We start from the raw sequence: 17,271 nt of genomic DNA, 5'->3' as shown, positions 1-17,271 counted from the left end.
TGCCCCAGTTAGGGGGAAGTCCATCACGGTCGCTCTGAGCCTGGGCACCTCCGACCCAGCAAGTGCGCGCACACTCGGCTGGGGGCTTAACGCGGAAAGCCTCCGCGTCCGGGATGACCCCGCCATGCAAACAGCGGCTCAAATCCGCGACCACCTCCGCGCCTTCGTCGACCGGGAGCGAAGCGCGCGGATCGCGCGCTTGCAGCGTGACCTCAATCCACCGCGCGCGCCTCTCATCGGCGACTGGTCCACGCTCATGGAGAAACGGGAGCGGGAGTACCGGATCTTCGGACGCCTGCAGGCGCTGGCGGCGGAGGAAGGCTTCGACGCAGGGTACGACAGTGAACTCGATGCGCGCCTGAAGCGGGACGGCTTCAGCCTACCGGAGCGTCAAGCCATTCGACGGCGCATCGAGAACGGTTACCTGCGCGATCTCGGTCGGCCAGACGAGACTGGTCGGCTCACGCCACCGCGCGCTTATCTTCAGACGATGCTGACCAGCATGAACGAGCCTTTGACGGAGGCTGGCCTCAATCGCTGCCTCCGTGGCCTCGCGGCGCTCTCCAGCCATGTTTCACGCGAATTCGCCTCCACCTATGCCGAGGCGCGTGCGGATCCACGGGAGGCTTGGGCCAACCTCTCGGCGATGCGTGCCAGGGGTGAGATGCCGCGTGACACGCTGGGCTGGGCCACATCCGACTTCGACGGCGCTGACAGCTTCGAGTGGGGCGACTTCGAAGTCCAGGCCTCCACAACAGCGCCGCTGTCAGAAAGCAGTTATACAGATCCGGCCACTCTCAAATCCGAACCCGTCGGCCAGCCAGCACCCGAGCAAGGCCCCATAGTCGACCGGAACCATCCACCCGCGGCGCCAGCTCCTGCGTCGTACCCTCCAAAAACGGAGGCCGCCGCGCCGGAAGAGGCGTCAAGGCCATCGTCTGGATCTTCGGAGCGCGACGGAGCGGATCATGGTCCAGCCTTCACCGATTGCGCTCCAGGCCTCGACCAGCGAGGCCTGAACGATGCGCATGTGGGTAGCGAAGTCGGTTCTGGCCCGGTCACGAACTCGCTGACCGAAATGGTCGAAGAGCTCATCACGCACAAGGGCGCCACTTGGGACGAGAAGACCCAACGGCAGCATCGGGCGGTCGCGGCAATGCTCGGCGACATCGCTGGCACCGATGACCTGCGGCAGATCCGGCATGCCCATCTCACTGCCTATATCCAGAATCTCTCCAACCTGCCGAAATCCTACGGCAAGAGTTCACGTGATGCGGCACTGTCGATCGCGGACCTAGTCGAACGCGGCCGAACGATGCGGGCCGCGGGGCAGACAGAGAAAGTGGGGCTCAGCCCCGCGACCGTGAACCGACATATCACGCAGCTCTCGACGATCGCGAAGTACTGTCGGGCCAAGCAGCGTCCGATTGGGCAGGTCGAACTTCTGGGCGACTTCCGCCTGATCGACCCGGAGCGGGATGGCGAAAAGCGACCGGCCTTCGAGATCGACGAGTTGAAGACCCTGTTCGCGCACCCCGTCTGGACGTCGACGGCCTCGGAAGCGGAGATGCTGCGGGTCGCACGGGGGCAGCAGATCTTCGCGGCCGTCTACTGGCTGCCGCTCCTGGGCTACTACACCTGCGCGCGCCTATCCGAGTTGGTCTACCTCGAGCTCGGTGACATCGACCTGGAGCAGGCCACGCTCAAGATCCGGCCGACACGCAGACGGCGCCTGAAAAACGCGGTGTCGCGTAGGACGCTGCCGCTCCATCCAGAGCTGATCCGCCTCGGCTTCCTAGATTACGTGCGGGGCAGATCCGGTGCACGAAGCGATCTGATCTTCGCGGAGATCGCGCAATTTGGCGAGAACACGCCGTTGTCGAACCTGTTCGACAAGCGCTGGGCGGTCGTTCTGGACGAAGCCGTGCCCTCGGCCCGTGAGGAGCGCAAGACATTCCATTCCTTCCGGCATTTCGGCAATACGGAGATGATCCGGCGGCTGGTGCTCGATCCGATCCGCGAGTCGATGATGGGCCATGAGGGCTCCACCGTGAACTCACGGAACTACAAGAAGACGCTCAAGCCTGAAGATCTGCGGACGGCCATTGCCGCCATTCCCGAAGTCACGCGTGGACTTCGGGCGTGTGACTGGGCGCTCATTGGATCATCGTTGACGCTCGGCTCTCTGGAAGGCCAAGAATCGGCAGAGGGGCGTTGCTTGCGCCGCCGATGGCTCTCGTCTTCGTCTCCTCACTACGCGCGCAAAGCTGCGGCGAAAGGACCTGGACGGTCCTCCCCATATACGGAAGCTTGTCCGCGCCGAAACCAGAAGCCGTTTAACGTGCCGTGAAAACCCATGCGGCACGTCAGCTTCGGCAACCAACTCGCTGAAGCTGCGGTGCCGCTTTGTGGTCCATCTCGGCCATTCAGCAGACTTCCGGCATCTCAGAGGCGGACACTCTTCTACGCGGCAGCCGTCATGAACCTCGTCAGGCGGCTTGCCCGCTCAGCCTGACTTCTCGGATGGACTCTCAGATGCGCCAAGAGCTGACATCAGCTCGCTGCCCGAAACCAGACGTTCGGCTTCGCGCCCAATTCAGCCATTCAGGGGCATCTGCCGACATCTCCGAAGCGGACATCGGCGCGGAGCGAGTCAGATGTCACAGTTACGTCGCTTCCGAACCTTCATCTGTAGCCAGCGGATGCTCGCTCGTGACATGACGAATATAGCGGATGCGGACGGCCCTAAACTCGAAGCTCGGGTTTCCCGTTCTGGGTCGGGCTTCGCGACGCTTCCGGAGATCCTGCGGCGCCGGAACAGGCCCCGGAAGATGCGGAACTGCAGGAAGCGAGCTTCAGGACGGCCCGGGCGAGCAGGACCGCTAGCAACGCGAGGACGGCCAGGAAAGTGTTAAGCACCGCCGACGACCGCCGATGCCTGGCCCGGAAGGCCGACCGGGTCATTCGGAAGGGGGGATTCTTCCTGTCGGACCTGGCGGATGCGGTCAGGCCGTTCGTCATGCCCGAGCCCGAAGTGGTCGAGAGCCGAGGGTCGGATCACAGGGGTGTCCAAGTCTGGAAACGCGTGTCAGGCCGAGGCGACGACCTTCCCGACGAAGGCAAGGATGTCGGCCGGCAATGTCCGGGGTACTGCCCGACCCATCGTTTGGGACGTTGGCACCCATGCGTGGTTGCGAGGCGGCCACTGACGCCCTTCGAACGAGCCGAGCCATCATGACCCAGTTCGAGCAGCGGCAACTGGCACAGGTCGTCGCCGGCCTCGCCGAGGGCGTGATCCTGATCGAGCCGGATCACACCATCGCCTACGCCAACGACGCCGCCCTCGCAATGCATGGAGTCGCCGAGATCGGCGACCTCGGAGCCACGGTCGCCGAGTACCGGGCCAACTTCGTCCTGCGCTACCGCAACCACCGCGAGGTCGGCCCCCTGCAGCATCCGGTCGAGCGCATCCTGGCCGGCGAGGCGTTTCGCGACGCGGTGGTCGAAGTCCACAATTTCCGGGATCCCGCGAGGATATGGACGCATCGGATGCGGGGACTGGTGACGACGAACGATGCCGGTGCACCGACCGGCCTCGCGCTTCTGATGCAGGACGCCAGCGACCTTTACGAGGCGGAGGAGCGGTTCGAGTGCATGTTCCGGGCGAACCCGGCCCCAGCCGTGGTCTGCCGGCTCTCCGACCTGCGCTACCTCAAGGTAAACCAGGGTTTCGTCGAGCTCACCGGATACGTACGCGACCAGGTCATCGGCCGGACATTCACCGAAGTCGACCTTCTCGGACAGGGCGAGCATCGCGCCTCCGCGGTCGAGCACCTCCATGCCGGCACGACCATCAGGCAGCGGGAGGCGTGCCTCTCGGTCCCGTCCGATGCCGAGAAATATGTCATCGTCGCCGGCCATCCCATCGAGATGCCGGGCGGCGAACGTTGCATGCTGTTCACGTTCGCCGACCTGGAGGACCGGCGGAAGGCGGAGGCCGAGCTCCGTCTCAGCGAGGAGCGCTTCGCCAAGGCGTTCGAGCTCAGCCCGATCCCGACGGTCCTCCTCAGCTCGGCCACCGACCTGCCGACCAACGTCAACGACGCCTACGCCTCCACCTTCGGCGATGCCGAAAGCGCTTCCGTGATGCCCTGGGTGGAGGAGGCGGAGCGGACGCGCTTCAAATGGGAACTCCAGCGCTACGGCAGGGTGCGCGCCTTCGAGGGGCGCCTGCGCACGCGCGACGGCGACGTCCTCGACTGCCTCGTCTCCGCCGAGAAGGTCACCGTCGGCGGCGGCGAGGGCCTCCTCTGTGCCGTGCAGGACATCTCGTCCCGAAAGCGGACCGAGACTGAACTCATCTCGGCCATCGAATCCGTCATGGCTGACGCGTCGTGGTTCAGCCACGGCGTGATCGAGAAGCTTGCCCTGCTGCGCAACCCGCCCAGGCCGGGCAAGCCGCAGGCGGTGGCCGAAAAACTCACGACCCGCGAGTGTGACATGCTGGAGGGCATTTGCCGCGGCGACACGGACGAGGAGATCTCCAAGGCGCTCGGCGTCTCGCTGAGCACCGTGCGCAACCACGTTGCCAGCCTGTATCGCAAGATCGGCGTCAACCGACGAAGCGCCGTGGTCGTCTGGGCCAGGGAACGCGGCATAGGCGAGAAAACATCATTTGAGCATTACGGCAAAAATACAACGCGAAAACCAGGTCGAAAACACTAAGCGGCCTAAGCTGAAATACTTTAATGTAAATCGGCGGAACATTGGTTCGATAGAATTATTCGGTGGGTGTAGCTCTGCTCGTTCCGGGCATCTCGACGACGGCTAAGCCGGACAGAGAGGTGCCGCGAATGGGCAAGGGCCGCAAGGTTCTGTCGAGCGATCACGCCCGTGCCCTGATCAAGCAGGCCATCGGCATGATCTTCGGGGACACCAAGGTTGAGGCGGAGGCCACGACCGAGATCGCTACGATTGAAGCGCGGCACACCACGGACAAGCCAACCCGACCCCGGCGCCCCGCGCGCACCTAGCCCCGGCCCCGCAGGCCATCGAGACCCATGCCCCAGCCCGCGCAGGCCCTGCGTCGGGACCCTTCCGCACGCCGAAAACCGGAGCCCGTCATGTCCCTCCTCGCCTGGATCGTCCTCGGCCTGATCGCCGGCTTCATCGGCAGCAAGATCGTCAACAACACCGGCCAGGGCCTGCTTGTCGACATCCTGCTCGGCGTCGTCGGCGCGGTCGTCGGCGGGTTCCTGTTCAACCAGTTCGGCGAGCCCGGCGTGTCGGGGGTCAACCTCTACAGCCTGCTCGTCGCCATCGTCGGCGCCGTGATCGTGCTGTGGCTCTACCACATCGTCATGGGCCGCCGCCGGGTCGTCTGACCCACCGCGCCCTTCCAGCTTACCGACCTCACAACTCAGGAATACCACCATGGCCACCGTTACCGAGCCCACCCCCGTATCCCCCAGTCGTCCGATCACGGATCGCACCGTCGTCGACCGCGACCTGCCGCAGACCACCATGGTCACTCCGGCCGAGGACATGCGCACGATGATGCTGTATTCCGTCTCTTGGGGTGCGGTCCTCGCCGGAGCCACGGTCGCGCTGATCTCGCAGGTCATCCTGAATATGCTGGGGCTCGGCATCGGCCTCTCGACAGTCGATCCGATGGGCGACGGCACCCCGGCGGCGAGTTCGCTCGGCATCGGTGCCGGCTTGTGGTTCGTCGTCTCCGGCGTGCTGGCGGCTGTAGCCGGCGGCTACTTCGCCGGACGCCTGTCCGGCAAGCCGTCGACCTCAACGGCGGGCTATCACGGCCTCCTCGCCTGGGCGGTCTCGACGCTCGTGGTCCTGTACATGCTGTCGTCGGCTGCCAGCGGCATCGTCAGCGGCGCCCTCGGCACCGCCTCCTCGGCCATCGGCGGGGTCGGCAACGCCATGGGCGGCTCCGCCTCGACCCTGGCGCAGGCTGCCGCCCCGTCGCTGACCAAGGTCACCGACCCGTTCTCGAACATCGAGTCCAATGTCCGCAACGGCACCGGGTCCGATCCGGCCGCGCTGAAGGACGCCGCTGTGACCGCGATGCGCGCCGCCGTCTCGGGTGACGGCGCACAACAGGCCGCCGCCCAGGAGAAGGCCGCCGTGGCCCTTTCCAAGGCGCAGAACATCCCGGTCGAGCAGGCCCGGACCCAGGTCGCGCAGTACACCCAGCAGTTCAGGGAGACCGTCACCTCGGCCAAGGAGCAGTCCAAGCAGATTGCCGACGCCACCGCGCGCCGTGTCTCCCAGGGCGCGCTGTTCGGAGCCCTCGCGCTGATCTTCGGGGCGCTCGCATCCTTCTTCGCCGGCCGTGGTTCGGCCGTCGATCCGACCGTCACCCGCACCGCCCCAAACACCTTGACGCCTCGCCGGGCATGAGCGTCGGCGACCGCGCCGCGACCGAGCCCCGCGGGCTCGGGACGCCCTTCGGTACCGCGGCGGAGGTCGCCATCGGCGAGGAGGCGGTTCTCTCGCTGATCGAGGAGACCGCGCGCATCGAGAAGCGTGCGGTGGAGACCGAACGGGTCCGTGTCAGCACGCGAACCGACACCGTCGACCAGGTCCTGCGCGAGACTCTGCGCCGCGACATGGTCGGCGTGACCCGGGTGCCCGTCAACCGGACCCTCGTCGAGGGCGAGGTACCCCCGGTGGTCAGGACGGAGGCCGGGGTGACCATCATCCCGGTGCTGGAAGAGATCCTCGTCGTCGAGAAGCGCCTCTTCCTGAAGGAGGAGGTGCACATCCGTCGGACCACGGCGGACGAGGACGTCGAGATGCCGGTGACGCTGCGCAGGCAGCACGCCGTGATCGAACGCGTGTCCCCCGAGGGGCACGTCACGGAACAGGCCGCCATGCACCCGTCACAGGAGCCGACATCATGACCCAGACCATCACCGCCATGTACGACACTCATCCCGAGGCGGTCGCCGCCCAGGGCAAGCTCGTCGGCCTCGGCATTCCCGCCGGTGCCATCAAGCTCATCTCCGGTACCCAGGCCGGCGCGGCCGGAACCGCGACCAAGGCCGACGAAGGCATGTGGGGCTCGATCAAGGACTTCTTCATGCCGGAGGAGGACCGTCACGCCTACGGCGAGGGCCTGCACCGCGGCGGCACGATGCTGAGCGCCGAGGTTGACGACGCGCACGTCCACGCCGCCTCCGATATCCTGGAGGAGCACGGTTCGGTCGATCTCGACGAGCGCGAGGCCGCCTGGCGCAAGGAAGGTTGGGACGGCCGTGCGACCGGTTCCACCACAGGGACCGCGCCGGTTGCCACCGCAGCGCTCGGTGAGGGTGCGATGTCGTCCGACCACGCCGCCACGACCCGCGACACCGGCCTGCACGCCGCCGCAACGTCCGAGGCCGTCGCCGCCCACGGTACCGCCACAGGCACCGATTACATCCCTGTGGTCGAGGAGCGCCTCAACGTCGGCAAGCGCATGGTCGATGCCGGCCGGGTCCGGGTTCGGTCCTACGCCGTCGAGAAGGATGTCAGCGAGAACGTCACCCTCCACGACGAGAAGGTGAACGTCGACCGTCGCGTCGTCGACCGCGCCGTCACCCCGGGCGACATGGCGCTGTTCGAGGACAAGGTCATCGAGGCGACGGAGATGCGCGAGCAGGCGGTGGTGTCGAAGAACGCCCGCGTCGTTGGTGAGGTCGGCATCCGCAAGGATGCGGCCCAGCGGGTGGAGACCGTGACCGACAAGGTCCGCCACACCGAGGTCGAGGTCGAGGACGGTCGGGGGGCGGTCAGCCGTACCGGCACCACCGGCACCTCCACGGAAACCACCCCGCGCAAGCCGCTCTGAGCTCAAGTCCGGGACCGATTCGAGCCGGTCCCGGCTCCGTACGATTCCATGTCCACCTATCGCGAAAGCCCCGTCGCCGTGACCAATCTCCGCCACCTCGTCGTATTCGCGGCCCTCGCATCGTCATGCGTCCCGCTCGGCGCGCAGGCTCTTGAGAAGACCGGTTCAAGGGCATCGCTGAAGCCGTTCTGTTCGGCCGACTACGCCCGTTTCTGCAACGGCCTCGACCTAAACGGACCCGAGGTCGTCGCCTGCTTCCGCAAGAACGCCCGGGAGGTCTCGCCTGGCTGCCGGGCTGCCATTGCCGACTACGTCGTGACGGCCTCCGAACAGTCCGCCCCCTCGCGGTAGCGGTCCCTCGCCTGCCCGGTCCGCATCCTATCCCAACCCGAAGGAAACCCCATGAAGATCCTCAACACCCTGTCCGTAGCGGCGGCGATAACGCTCCTTGGCGCCGGCATCGCCTCGGCCAAGCCATGTGCGGTCGGGACGACCACGAACAGCACCGGCCAGGTGGGCTCGGCCGACGCTTCCTCGAAGGTCGACGGTGACACGACCGCGAAGGTCTCGCCCGGTGCCAAGGCAGAATCCCCCGGGACGGTCGGCGCGATGAACAATGTCGGCTCGAATGCGACGCCCGCCACCAACGAGGCCAAGCCGCCCGAGGGCAAGGTCGTGAAGCCCGGCGACGACGATTGCTGATCGGCCCAAAGGTTTCATCGAAACGGAACGGAGACACCCGATGAGTGACGGCTTTCCCTCGATGACCGCGCTGCTCGGCCTGTTGGCCGTGGCGGGCTTCCAGAACCGGGACAAGATCCAAGAGATGCTCGGCGGATCTGGCCACGGTGGTCCCGCAACCGCAGGTACGCCCGCCGGACAGGGCGGGATCGCGGGACAGGATGGTCTCGGCGGCCTGCTCGGTAATCTCGGAGGCGCCCTTGGGGGTGCTGGTGCCGGTGGCCTGCTCAGCGGCGGCCTTGGCCAACTCGTTGACCGCTTTCGCGAGAACGGCCACGGCGAGGCGGCCGACTCTTGGGTCAACCACGGGCCGAACGCCGAGATGAAGCCCGATCATTTGAGATCGGCCATCGGTCCTGACGTCCTCGATACGCTGTCGAGGCAGACCGGCCTCTCGCACGACGACCTTCTGTCCAGGCTCTCGCGCGAACTGCCGTCCGCGGTGGACCGCTACACCCCTGACGGCAGGCTTCCGTCCGCGGTCGCTGGCATGCCCGCCTGAGAAGCCACCCGGTCGATCCCGCTGGTATCGAAGCCGCAGAACCGACCGGCCACACGTTTGCACCGGGGCACGTAAATCCCCGTCACGGGAGGGACAGATGTCCGGAAGCGTGCACGCCAAGGCCGCCGAACACCACAAGGCGGCGGCCAAGTCACACCAGAAGGCCGCTCGCCACCTCGACGACGGCAACGAGAAGAAGGCCGCCAAGCACGCTTCGAAGGCCGACGACCGGGCGAAGAAGGCCAACCAAAGCTCGATCAAAGCGCGACCCAGGAAGGCCGTGTCGAAGAATTAGTCAGCGCCTCGCATCGGCTCTAAGCATGTTTTGCTGCGGGCCGGCTCTACTTTGAACCAAACGGAGATTGATCAGAGGACGAGAACCGCATCACCGGCGCCGCCAAGGAACTCGGCGGCAAGGTTCAGGGCGCTGTCGGTGACGTCACGGGCGACCGGGAGACCCAGGCCAAGGGTACGGCTAACGAGGTCAAGGGGGCCGCCGAGAACCTCGTCGGACAGGCCAAGGACGCCGTGCGCGACGTTGCCAGACAGGCGAGCGACCTCGCCGACAAGGCGATCAACCGGAGCCGCGACGCCTTCCCCGAGGCCGAGCGTGCCTACCGGCAGGGTGGCGATGCCGTCGCACAGTATGCGAAGGAGTCCCCGCTGGTGCTGGCGGCCATGGCCGGAGCCATCGGATACCTGCTCGCGATGGTCGTTCACGGCCGTCGCTGAACGGTCGTCGCCCACGGCTACGCTTCCGACGAGGGCGGTCCTCGGACGGGGACGAGACATGGCGGACCCTCCGATGTCACCCATGCGCACGCTGATCCATGACGGGTCGAACGACGACCGCTGGTACCTATGCCGCGGCGGCGACCCTGCCGACGTGTACGTCTTCCATGAACCAAACGGGCCATCCGGCGGGAGGCCGTCATGCATCGAGATCGCGGATTTCCTCGCCTCGGCGAACGGATCCCCGAGCACCGCGCGCTCCTCGTCATGATCGGCTCCCTGGTCGGGGCGGGTCATGGCGGTCTCGCATCGAGTGTTTCCACCCCCGAGCCGGGGGCTGCCAGTGCCGAACCGACGCCTGGCGAGGCTGCCTCGTCGATCTGATCCGTTCCCTCCAACGCCCGCGAGAACGCCATGGCCATCGACTACCGTTCCGAACTTCGCAGGCCCCTTCCGTTCAGCCTCGCCGTCGTGGCGGTGGTACTCCTGGTCTGGCTCGTCGTTGCCTCCATTGCGGGCGCACGGCAGAGGACCGCCCGGGACCATCGCATCCAGGACCTGGAGACGCGGCAGGTCTCCCTGCAATCGGACCTCGATCAGCAGCGGGCGGCGGCGGGTACCCTCGACGGGCTCCAGGCGAGGATCGCATCGGCCCAGCAGCAGGAGCGGGATATCACTCGGGCCGGCGAACAGGCCAAGACGAAGGCGGCAAGCCTGGCGACGGAACAACAGGAGGCCGAGCGCAAGGCCGGCGAGGCCAAGGCCACCACCGAGGCCGAGACGACCAAGCTCACCGGGCTGCAGGCCCAGGTCACCCAGGCTGAGCAGAAGCTCGCTCCTATGAAGGAGGCCACCACGGCAGCCGGGCAGGCGGCGACCGCCAGGACCAAGGAACTGTCCGACGTCGGGCGCCGGCTGGAAGAGACGCGCCAGCAGGAGGCAAAGCTGCGGTCCGATATCGCCGCCATGTCCCAGGAGGCGACCGCTAAGACTGCCGACCTCGCCAAGGCCGAGGAGAGCCAGCAGAAGGCGCGCGAGGGCTCGGCTGCCGCTCAGAAGGAGCTGGCCGATGCCCGCGCCGCGACTGAGCAGGCGACGAGGCAGAAGGCCGAACTGGAGCGGGCCGTCGACGGTCTGACCGCCAATCGTGAAAAGCTGGCGAGCGACGTCTCGCAGGCTGGCCAGCAGGTGCAGCAAGCCAAGGATGGGTTGGCTTCGACGCAGAAGCAACTCGCCAAGGCGCAGTCCGAGCGGGACAGTGTGATCTTGGAACGGAGCCAGGCTGAGCAGGCTGTCCAGAAGCTGGCTTCCGACCGCGACGGCGCGGCCTCGGCGGTAGAGGCGCTGCAGAAGCGGCAGGCCGACGCCCAGGCGCAGTTGGCGACCCTGACCGAGACGCTGGCCTCCCGCAACAAGGAGATGGCTGCCCTTGAGGACCGGCTGGGAACGACCCGTCATGACCTTGCCGCGGCCCAGGCTAAGCTCGCCGAGGCACGTCAGCAGCTATCGGACCATCCTCCTGCCATGACGGTGCATCCCGGCCCATCCCAGCCGCAAGCGCCTGCCATCGCTCCCAAGTCCGAATGAATCCCGCGGGACGGGGGTCGAAGGGGGCTGAACCAGGATGAGCCCAGCCTCAGATGAGGCTGGGCCCGTTTTTTCGCCGGGCAGGGAACGGACAGGGGGCTGCAGATCGGCGGGATAGGGAGGAAGCGCTCTGACCGGCGGATTTTCGGACATGGCGTCACAGACGCCCAGGGTGGGTGCTTGCTGCGATTTGAACCGTAGTGGTCAATGCAGCTTCGGATTGCATTGTGAATTCCACCCTCGCGTCCGTATTAACGGTTCGCCACCGGAACGGTCCCGCGCGCCGGCCCTTTGCCAAAGACGATGGAAGTCGATCCCGAATGTTCTTTCGAGGTCCTTCCGGACCCATCGACAATAAACCGGAGGCGACATGTCCAGGACGATCTCAGCCGATTTCAAATCCCGCCGGGATGCGGAGATGGCCGTCGAGCACATCGTGCAGGATCACGGCCTTGATCGGAACGCGGTGCAGGTCGGCCCTGCCTCGGACGAGAACACGGCTGGGACCGAGGCGGCGCGGGCGGATGTCGAGGACGGGCACCTGAAGGCCGGGAATGAGGGCGAACCCGCGCTGGCCGGCAAGGTCAGGGTTTCCGTCGCGGTCGACGACGCCATCGCCGAGAAGGTGCTGTCGTCCTTCGCGACCTTCCACGGTGACGTCGGCGGCTGAACCGGCACCCGACGGTCACTCACGGGGGTTGGTCGGCACGGCCGACGCCGGCCCACGGGGGACGGCTCCCACCCATCCGCCCTGACGGAAAGAACCGATGACCGATCCCCTCCATGACCTCGCAGCGGCCGGCGTCGCCATTTGGTTGGATGACCTCAGCCGGCCCATGATCGAGTCCGGCGCCCTTGCGGAAGCGGTCGAGCGCGATGGTGTCATCGGCATCACCACCAACCCGACCATTTTCGCCAAGGCCATCGGGGCCGGCGAGGGCTACGACGGCCACGTGCGCGATCTGGCGCTGCGTGGGACCGCCATCGGCGAGACGGTTCGGCTGCTGACCGCCTGGGACGTCCGGACCGCCTGCGACGTCCTCCGTCCGGTCTACGACCGTACCGGCGGCCGCGACGGCCGGGTATCCATCGAGGTCGATCCGCGCATCTCGGGCGATACCGAGCGCACTGTGGCCGAGGCGCGCGGCCTGTGGTGGCTGGTCGACAGACCGAACCTCTATATCAAGATCCCCGCGACAGATGCCGGCCTGCCCGCCATCTCGACCTGCCTGGCGGAGGGCATCTCGGTCAACGTGACCCTGATTTTCTCGGTGGCCCGCTACGAGGCGGTGCTCGACGGGTTCCTCACTGGACTCGAACGTCGGGCGGCCGCCGGCGAAAGCCTCGTTGGGGTGGAGAGCGTCGCCTCGTTCTTCCTCAGCCGCGTCGACATCGAGGTGGACCGCCGGCTGGCGGAGGGGGCAGGCAATGCCGTCGAACGCGACCGCGTCCGTGGCCAGGCGGCCATCGCCAACGCCCGCCTCGCATACGGGGTATGGGAGGACAGCGTCGCCTCCGCGCGCTGGCACGCCCTGAAGGGAGCACGGCCCCAACGCCTTCTATGGGCATCCACCGGGGTGAAGGACAAGGCCCTCGACGACACCCGTTACGTCGTCGAGCTCGCCGGGCCCGAGACGGTCAACACCATGGCGCAGCCGACGCTTCGCGCCGTAGCAGATCATGGCCGTATCCGGCCGGACACGATCCATGCGCCCGCCGGCGCGGCCCAGGCCATTCTCAACGAATTGGAGCGGCTCGGCATCGACATGGCTGACGTCGCCACCACGCTGGAGGCCAAGGCCGTCGCCTCGTTCGAGGCGAGCTGGAACGAGCTCATCGCCTCGGTCACCGGACAACTCGAACGGGCCGGCGCCGGCGTCATGCCGGCCGAGGCGGTCTGCCCTGCATCCGGCCAGGACGCCCCGAAGGGTGCCCCGGCCGCGGCGGCCCCGGTGCGATCAGGGAACGGCGCTCGGACATGAACTTTTCCACGCCGATTGTCCGTTTTTCGACCCGACCGAAACCAGGGGCGAGGCATACGATATGAGCGACACGGTCCCGAACGTCTCCGATGGCCCACACCTGCGCACCATCGCCATGCCACGCGACACCAACGCGGCCGGCGCCATCTTCGGCGGCTGGACGGTGTCCCAGATGGACCTGGCGGGCGGAACCTTCGCCGCCCAGCGCACCAGGGGGCGCGTCGCGACCGTCAGCATCGACGCGATGCGCTTCCTACGGCCGATTGCGGTCGGCGACGAGGTGAGTTGCTACTGCGCCCTGCAGCAGGTCGGCGAGACGTCGTTGGGCGTGAAGGTCGAGGTCTGGGTGCGTGATAGGACAGGCGGCGATCCCGAGAAGGTCACCGAAGGGGTCTTTACCTACGTCGCCCTTGACGACGATGGAAAGCCGCGGAAGTAGGAGGGGGCCGGCGGAACTGGACATGGCGACATCCTCGGTCCGCGGGCATTCCATCAGACTTGTCCGACCGGCCCGGTCGGCACGGACCTGTCGCCATCGTCGCGGATAGTTCGATTCATTGAACCGAGGTTTCCGAAATCACTTGAGTCCACATGGAAACCTATGTCGTCGTCGCCGGGTTCGGTGTCCTGGTGCTTCTGACGGCTTGGTTGCCGATGGTGCTTCGGGCTCTGCCCCTGTCGCTTCCCATCTGTTGCGTCGGGATCGGCGCAGCCCTGTCGGTCATCCCCGCCATCGGTGAGCTCACGCCCCATCCTGGCTCCCATGCCAAGCTCATCGAGCATGCCACCGAGGCCGTGGTCGTGATCTCGCTGATGGGGGCCGGCCTCAAGATCGACCGCCTCTTCGGTTGGCGGAGCTGGTCGATGACGTGGCGCCTCCTCGGCATCGGCATGCCCCTGACCATTCTCGCGCTGACCGCGCTGGGGTCGGCCCTTCTCGGGCTCGGTCTTGCCTCGGCCCTTCTCCTAGGGTCGTCCCTGGCCCCGACGGACCCGGTTCTGGCATCCGACGTCCAGGTCGGCCACCCCGACGAGGCCCACGAGGACGAGCCGCGGTTCGCCCTGACCTCCGAGGCGGGTCTCAATGACGGCCTCGCCTTCCCGTTCGTGAACCTCGCCATCGCTCTGGCTGGTACCGGCGGCCTGGCCGGTTTTTCGTGGTCTCACTGGCTTGCCGTCGACGTGCTCTGGAAGATCGCCGTCGGCGCCGTCCTCGGGGCGGCGATAGGGCGGGCGCTAGGATGGCTGATGTTCCACCTGCCCAACCTGTCGAAGCTCTCCCGCACCGGCGACGGCTTCGTGGCACTCGGCGTGACCTGCATCGCCTACGGATGCGTCCAGATCGTCGACGGCTACGGCTTCGTTGGCGTGTTCGCGTCGGCCGTCGCGCTGCGCTCTTCCAGCCGCGGGCATGACTACCATCGCAAGATGCATGACTACGCCGAGCAGCTCGAACGTCTCCTGATGATGGTTCTGCTCGTCGGGTTCGGGGCGGTGCTCATCGGCGGGGGACTGCTATACGACCTGACTTGGCCCGCCGTCGCCTTCGCGCTGGTCGCCGTCCTGATCGTCCGGCCCCTTAGCTGCTGGATTGGCCTGATCGGTAGCGGTCGGTCCTCGGAGGACCGTGCCGTCGTCAGCTTCTTCGGCATCCGCGGGCTGGGGACGGTCTACTACTTGGCGTTCGCGACGGGTCACGCGTCCTTTGATGGAACGGATCTTCTGTGGTCGACGGCCGGCCTCACCGTCCTGATCTCCATCCTCCTACACGGCTTCACGGTTACGCTGGTGCTGCGCGCCCTCGACCGCAGGATGGGACGGGACACGGAAAGCGCTCAGCTGGACCTGACCCTTCCCCGTCCCACGGCCTGACCGCGCGTGGCTAAAGGCCGTTTCCTCGTGCCCCCCTCATCAATAGTCGATCAACGGAATACTGCCGAATGCCGATGGACCGGGTGAACCAGTCGACAGCGAACCGAGCTCGCCGACGGGTCGTCCGGCTCGGCGCCATGCCGAAACGCAATCTAGTCCCGCGTCTGATATTGCAGTGCAACAACACGCCTTCTCCGCCGTTGTACCGACGCTACCCTTGCAGTGCCGCGTGAGGGACGGCATCGAGTTAATCGCTCGTCGAGCGCAACTGCGATGCTGCCACCCACCGAAAGCACCCCAATGCGCTTAGCACCCATCCTGGCAACCCTCAGCCTCACAATCTCGCCGCTTCCGGCCCTGGCGTCCTCCTGCGCCGAGCAGATCGGCACCATCGAGCGCCGCCTCGACAGTGCAGGTGCGGTGCAGGTCGCTGGCCTGCAGGCCGGGCGCTCGTTGCGGACGGGCTCGCCGCGCGGGGTGACCGCCGCCCGCAAAGACACGCCCAGCGACCCCGCTACGGTCTCGACGGCCGACCATGTCGTCGGCGCGCGGACCCTGATCCTGCGGGCGGGCGAGGAGGACCGGCGTGGAGACCAGCGCGCCTGCGAGAACACGATGACCGAGGCCAAGGGCATGATCGGCGCCCTGCCATAGGCACGCGTTCAGACGCATGGACCTGCCGACACCAGCATAGGGAAGCCCGGACATGATCGGACCTGCCGAGATCGATGACATGCGGCTGGATCTTCTAGCCATGAACGAGCGGGCACGTCTTTACGATGCCGCCCTGATCCCCCTGAACCGGCACTGGGCCGAGCGCGGCGCCGCCTCCGTCGGCAGCGTCAGCCAGATTTGCGAGCGCGTCTTCGCCCGGGCGGAAGACCGCCCGCTCTCGGACTGGAAGGCGGTCGCCACCGAGGCCGTCGCGGATGCCGGGTTCGGCATCGTCTGGAACGGCGACGCGGTGGCCTCGCTTGAAGCCCACAGGTGATCCGCCAAACTTACGTGGCGGTCTCGATCCCAACGCACCGCCGTCAAGCTGGCGCCGTGCACTCTTAACCGGAGGGGCAAATTCAGCCAGGTCCGACATCGGGATCTCGGCGATGGCGGACCTCCAACCTGAGGGCCTCTAGGCGTAACGGCCGCCGGGGGTCGGCAGGAAGCCTCGGGAGCATCCGTATGGCCGCAGGCACCGGAAGATCCGAGGCTGACCTCCGACGCTTTCGGACACCATCGCGCGAGGAGCGCGTTGAACACGCTCTTACGTTGGAAGTCGGTGCGACAGGGCAGCCCTAAGACCGACGCCTCCGACCCGCATCTCAGGATGCAGACCCCGTCCACGCAATACGTGCAGCCGCCGTTCAACGACCAACGTAGGCAGGCGTAGGGTCACGCCTGCAGTTGGCCTTTCTATAAGCTCCGCGCGATAGGAGTCTCGCACGTGCGATCCAGCGCCCGGAGAGCGGTTTTAGTCGCTCAGACGAGTCTTCCCTCGACCCTGGCATAGGTCCCGGAGGACACCTGGTCGGCAAGCTGTGCCTTGAAGTCCGCGATGCCGAGGACCTGCACCGGGTTTCCGCTGTCGTCGAGGAACTCGTAGAGCGCGTCTTCTATGTTGCGATTGCTAAAAAACACGATGGCGTCCTCATCGCCGCCGCCCTCCATGTGAGGCTCGCCGTTGGCAGCACCGGAGACGTAGCTTCCGGTCGGACGGACCTCCTTCATCTCCCCGTTCTCGCGGTAGAACCGAAGCTCGCCCTGCATCACCAGGGTGACGTAGGGGCACTTGTGCCGATGGAGCATCACCTTTTGGTTGGCCGCGAACTTGAACACGACGTCGACGATGCGGCTCTCCTCGTCGACCTTGTAGACGAAGAACGCGATGTGCGGGAGCCAGTCCAGCGTCCGCCAGGTGATGTTGCCCTCTTCGAAAGCATAGTTCGGCATCGGTTGTCATCCATTTATTATTGTTGTTTGGGGCCAGATGTGCTTGGCGCACGTGT

At 66.5% G+C, this 17,271-nt stretch carries 20 protein-coding genes; 19 read left to right on the top strand and 1 reads right to left on the bottom strand.

The genetic code is table 11. The annotated features are described in order from the left end of the window. Positions 1-124 precede the first annotated feature (124 nt). The 19 genes from MKK53_RS08230 to MKK53_RS08140 all read left to right on the top strand — a co-directional run bounded on the left by MKK53_RS08230 (position 125) and on the right by MKK53_RS08140 (position 16,259). Complete coding sequence (locus MKK53_RS08230; RefSeq protein WP_243928208.1) at positions 125-2,350, top strand: tyrosine-type recombinase/integrase; 2,226 nt, start codon at positions 125-127, stop codon at positions 2,348-2,350. Between the two features lie 884 nt (positions 2,351-3,234). Beyond that, a complete protein-coding gene (locus tag MKK53_RS08225; protein ID WP_243928207.1) occupies positions 3,235-4,725 on the top strand; it encodes a PAS domain S-box protein in 1,491 nt (496 codons plus the stop codon). Between the two features lie 128 nt (positions 4,726-4,853). Next, positions 4,854-5,033 carry a hypothetical protein gene (locus MKK53_RS08220; protein ID WP_243928206.1) on the top strand — a complete coding sequence of 60 codons (180 nt, stop codon included), beginning with the start codon at positions 4,854-4,856 and terminating at the stop codon, positions 5,031-5,033. 90 nt (positions 5,034-5,123) lie between these two features. Next, entirely contained in the window at positions 5,124-5,384 is a 261-nt protein-coding gene (locus MKK53_RS08215) for a GlsB/YeaQ/YmgE family stress response membrane protein (RefSeq protein WP_192710943.1), read from the top strand. A 49-nt stretch (positions 5,385-5,433) separates the two neighbouring features. After that, positions 5,434-6,420, top strand: a complete 987-nt coding sequence (locus tag MKK53_RS08210; protein ID WP_243928205.1) for a PhnA-like protein — start codon at positions 5,434-5,436, stop codon at positions 6,418-6,420. Beyond that, positions 6,417-6,923, top strand: a complete 507-nt coding sequence (locus MKK53_RS08205; protein ID WP_243928204.1) for a YsnF/AvaK domain-containing protein — start codon at positions 6,417-6,419, stop codon at positions 6,921-6,923. Before MKK53_RS08210 ends, MKK53_RS08205 begins: the two co-directional genes overlap by 4 nt. Next, positions 6,920-7,852: a YsnF/AvaK domain-containing protein gene (locus MKK53_RS08200; RefSeq protein WP_243928203.1), complete on the top strand. Its 933-nt coding sequence runs from the start codon at positions 6,920-6,922 to the stop codon at positions 7,850-7,852. The genes MKK53_RS08205 and MKK53_RS08200 overlap by 4 nt, the downstream gene beginning before the upstream one ends. 48 nt (positions 7,853-7,900) lie before the next feature. Further along, a complete protein-coding gene (locus tag MKK53_RS08195) occupies positions 7,901-8,203 on the top strand; it encodes a hypothetical protein (protein WP_243928202.1) in 303 nt (100 codons plus the stop codon). Between the two features lie 51 nt (positions 8,204-8,254). Continuing rightward, on the top strand, positions 8,255-8,554 hold the full coding sequence (locus MKK53_RS08190; RefSeq protein WP_243928201.1) for a hypothetical protein: 300 nt from the start codon (positions 8,255-8,257) through the stop codon (positions 8,552-8,554). A 40-nt stretch (positions 8,555-8,594) separates the two neighbouring features. Beyond that, positions 8,595-9,095 (top strand): YidB family protein, encoded by a 501-nt coding sequence (locus tag MKK53_RS08185; RefSeq protein ID WP_243928200.1) that lies wholly within the window; start codon positions 8,595-8,597, stop codon positions 9,093-9,095. A gap of 97 nt (positions 9,096-9,192) precedes the next feature. Then, the gene (locus tag MKK53_RS08180) at positions 9,193-9,390 is read left to right on the top strand and encodes a hypothetical protein (RefSeq protein WP_243928199.1); all 198 of its coding nucleotides are present in this window, start codon (positions 9,193-9,195) and stop codon (positions 9,388-9,390) included. 89 nt (positions 9,391-9,479) lie between these two features. Further along, entirely contained in the window at positions 9,480-9,827 is a 348-nt protein-coding gene (locus MKK53_RS08175; protein WP_243928302.1) for a CsbD family protein, read from the top strand. Positions 9,828-10,241: 414 nt separating this feature from the next. Further along, a complete protein-coding gene (locus tag MKK53_RS08170) occupies positions 10,242-11,414 on the top strand; it encodes a chromosome partitioning protein ParA (RefSeq protein ID WP_243928198.1) in 1,173 nt (390 codons plus the stop codon). A 418-nt stretch (positions 11,415-11,832) separates the two neighbouring features. Further along, positions 11,833-12,084, top strand: a complete 252-nt coding sequence (locus MKK53_RS08165) for a hypothetical protein (RefSeq protein WP_243928197.1) — start codon at positions 11,833-11,835, stop codon at positions 12,082-12,084. A gap of 97 nt (positions 12,085-12,181) precedes the next feature. Beyond that, complete coding sequence (tal, locus tag MKK53_RS08160) at positions 12,182-13,396, top strand: transaldolase (RefSeq protein WP_243928196.1); 1,215 nt, start codon at positions 12,182-12,184, stop codon at positions 13,394-13,396. 61 nt (positions 13,397-13,457) lie between these two features. Next, entirely contained in the window at positions 13,458-13,835 is a 378-nt protein-coding gene (locus MKK53_RS08155) for an acyl-CoA thioesterase (protein ID WP_243907806.1), read from the top strand. Positions 13,836-13,987: 152 nt separating this feature from the next. Beyond that, positions 13,988-15,268 (top strand): cation:proton antiporter, encoded by a 1,281-nt coding sequence (locus tag MKK53_RS08150; RefSeq protein ID WP_243928195.1) that lies wholly within the window; start codon positions 13,988-13,990, stop codon positions 15,266-15,268. Between the two features lie 300 nt (positions 15,269-15,568). Next, a complete protein-coding gene (locus MKK53_RS08145; RefSeq protein WP_243928194.1) occupies positions 15,569-15,922 on the top strand; it encodes a hypothetical protein in 354 nt (117 codons plus the stop codon). A 52-nt stretch (positions 15,923-15,974) separates the two neighbouring features. Beyond that, entirely contained in the window at positions 15,975-16,259 is a 285-nt protein-coding gene (locus tag MKK53_RS08140) for a hypothetical protein (RefSeq protein WP_192710956.1), read from the top strand. 485 nt (positions 16,260-16,744) lie between these two features. Here MKK53_RS08140 and MKK53_RS08135 read toward each other — a convergent pair whose 3' ends face one another. After that, on the bottom strand, positions 16,745-17,215 hold the full coding sequence (locus MKK53_RS08135) for a regulator (protein WP_243928193.1): 471 nt from the start codon (positions 17,213-17,215) through the stop codon (positions 16,745-16,747). Positions 17,216-17,271: the final 56 nt, after the last annotated feature.

Source organism: Methylobacterium sp. J-076, assembly GCF_022829405.1.
In the GTDB taxonomy this organism is placed as follows: domain Bacteria; phylum Pseudomonadota; class Alphaproteobacteria; order Rhizobiales; family Beijerinckiaceae; genus Methylobacterium.
Note: the sequence above shows the minus strand (reverse complement) of the source record. Positions and strands in the feature narration are given on the sequence as shown.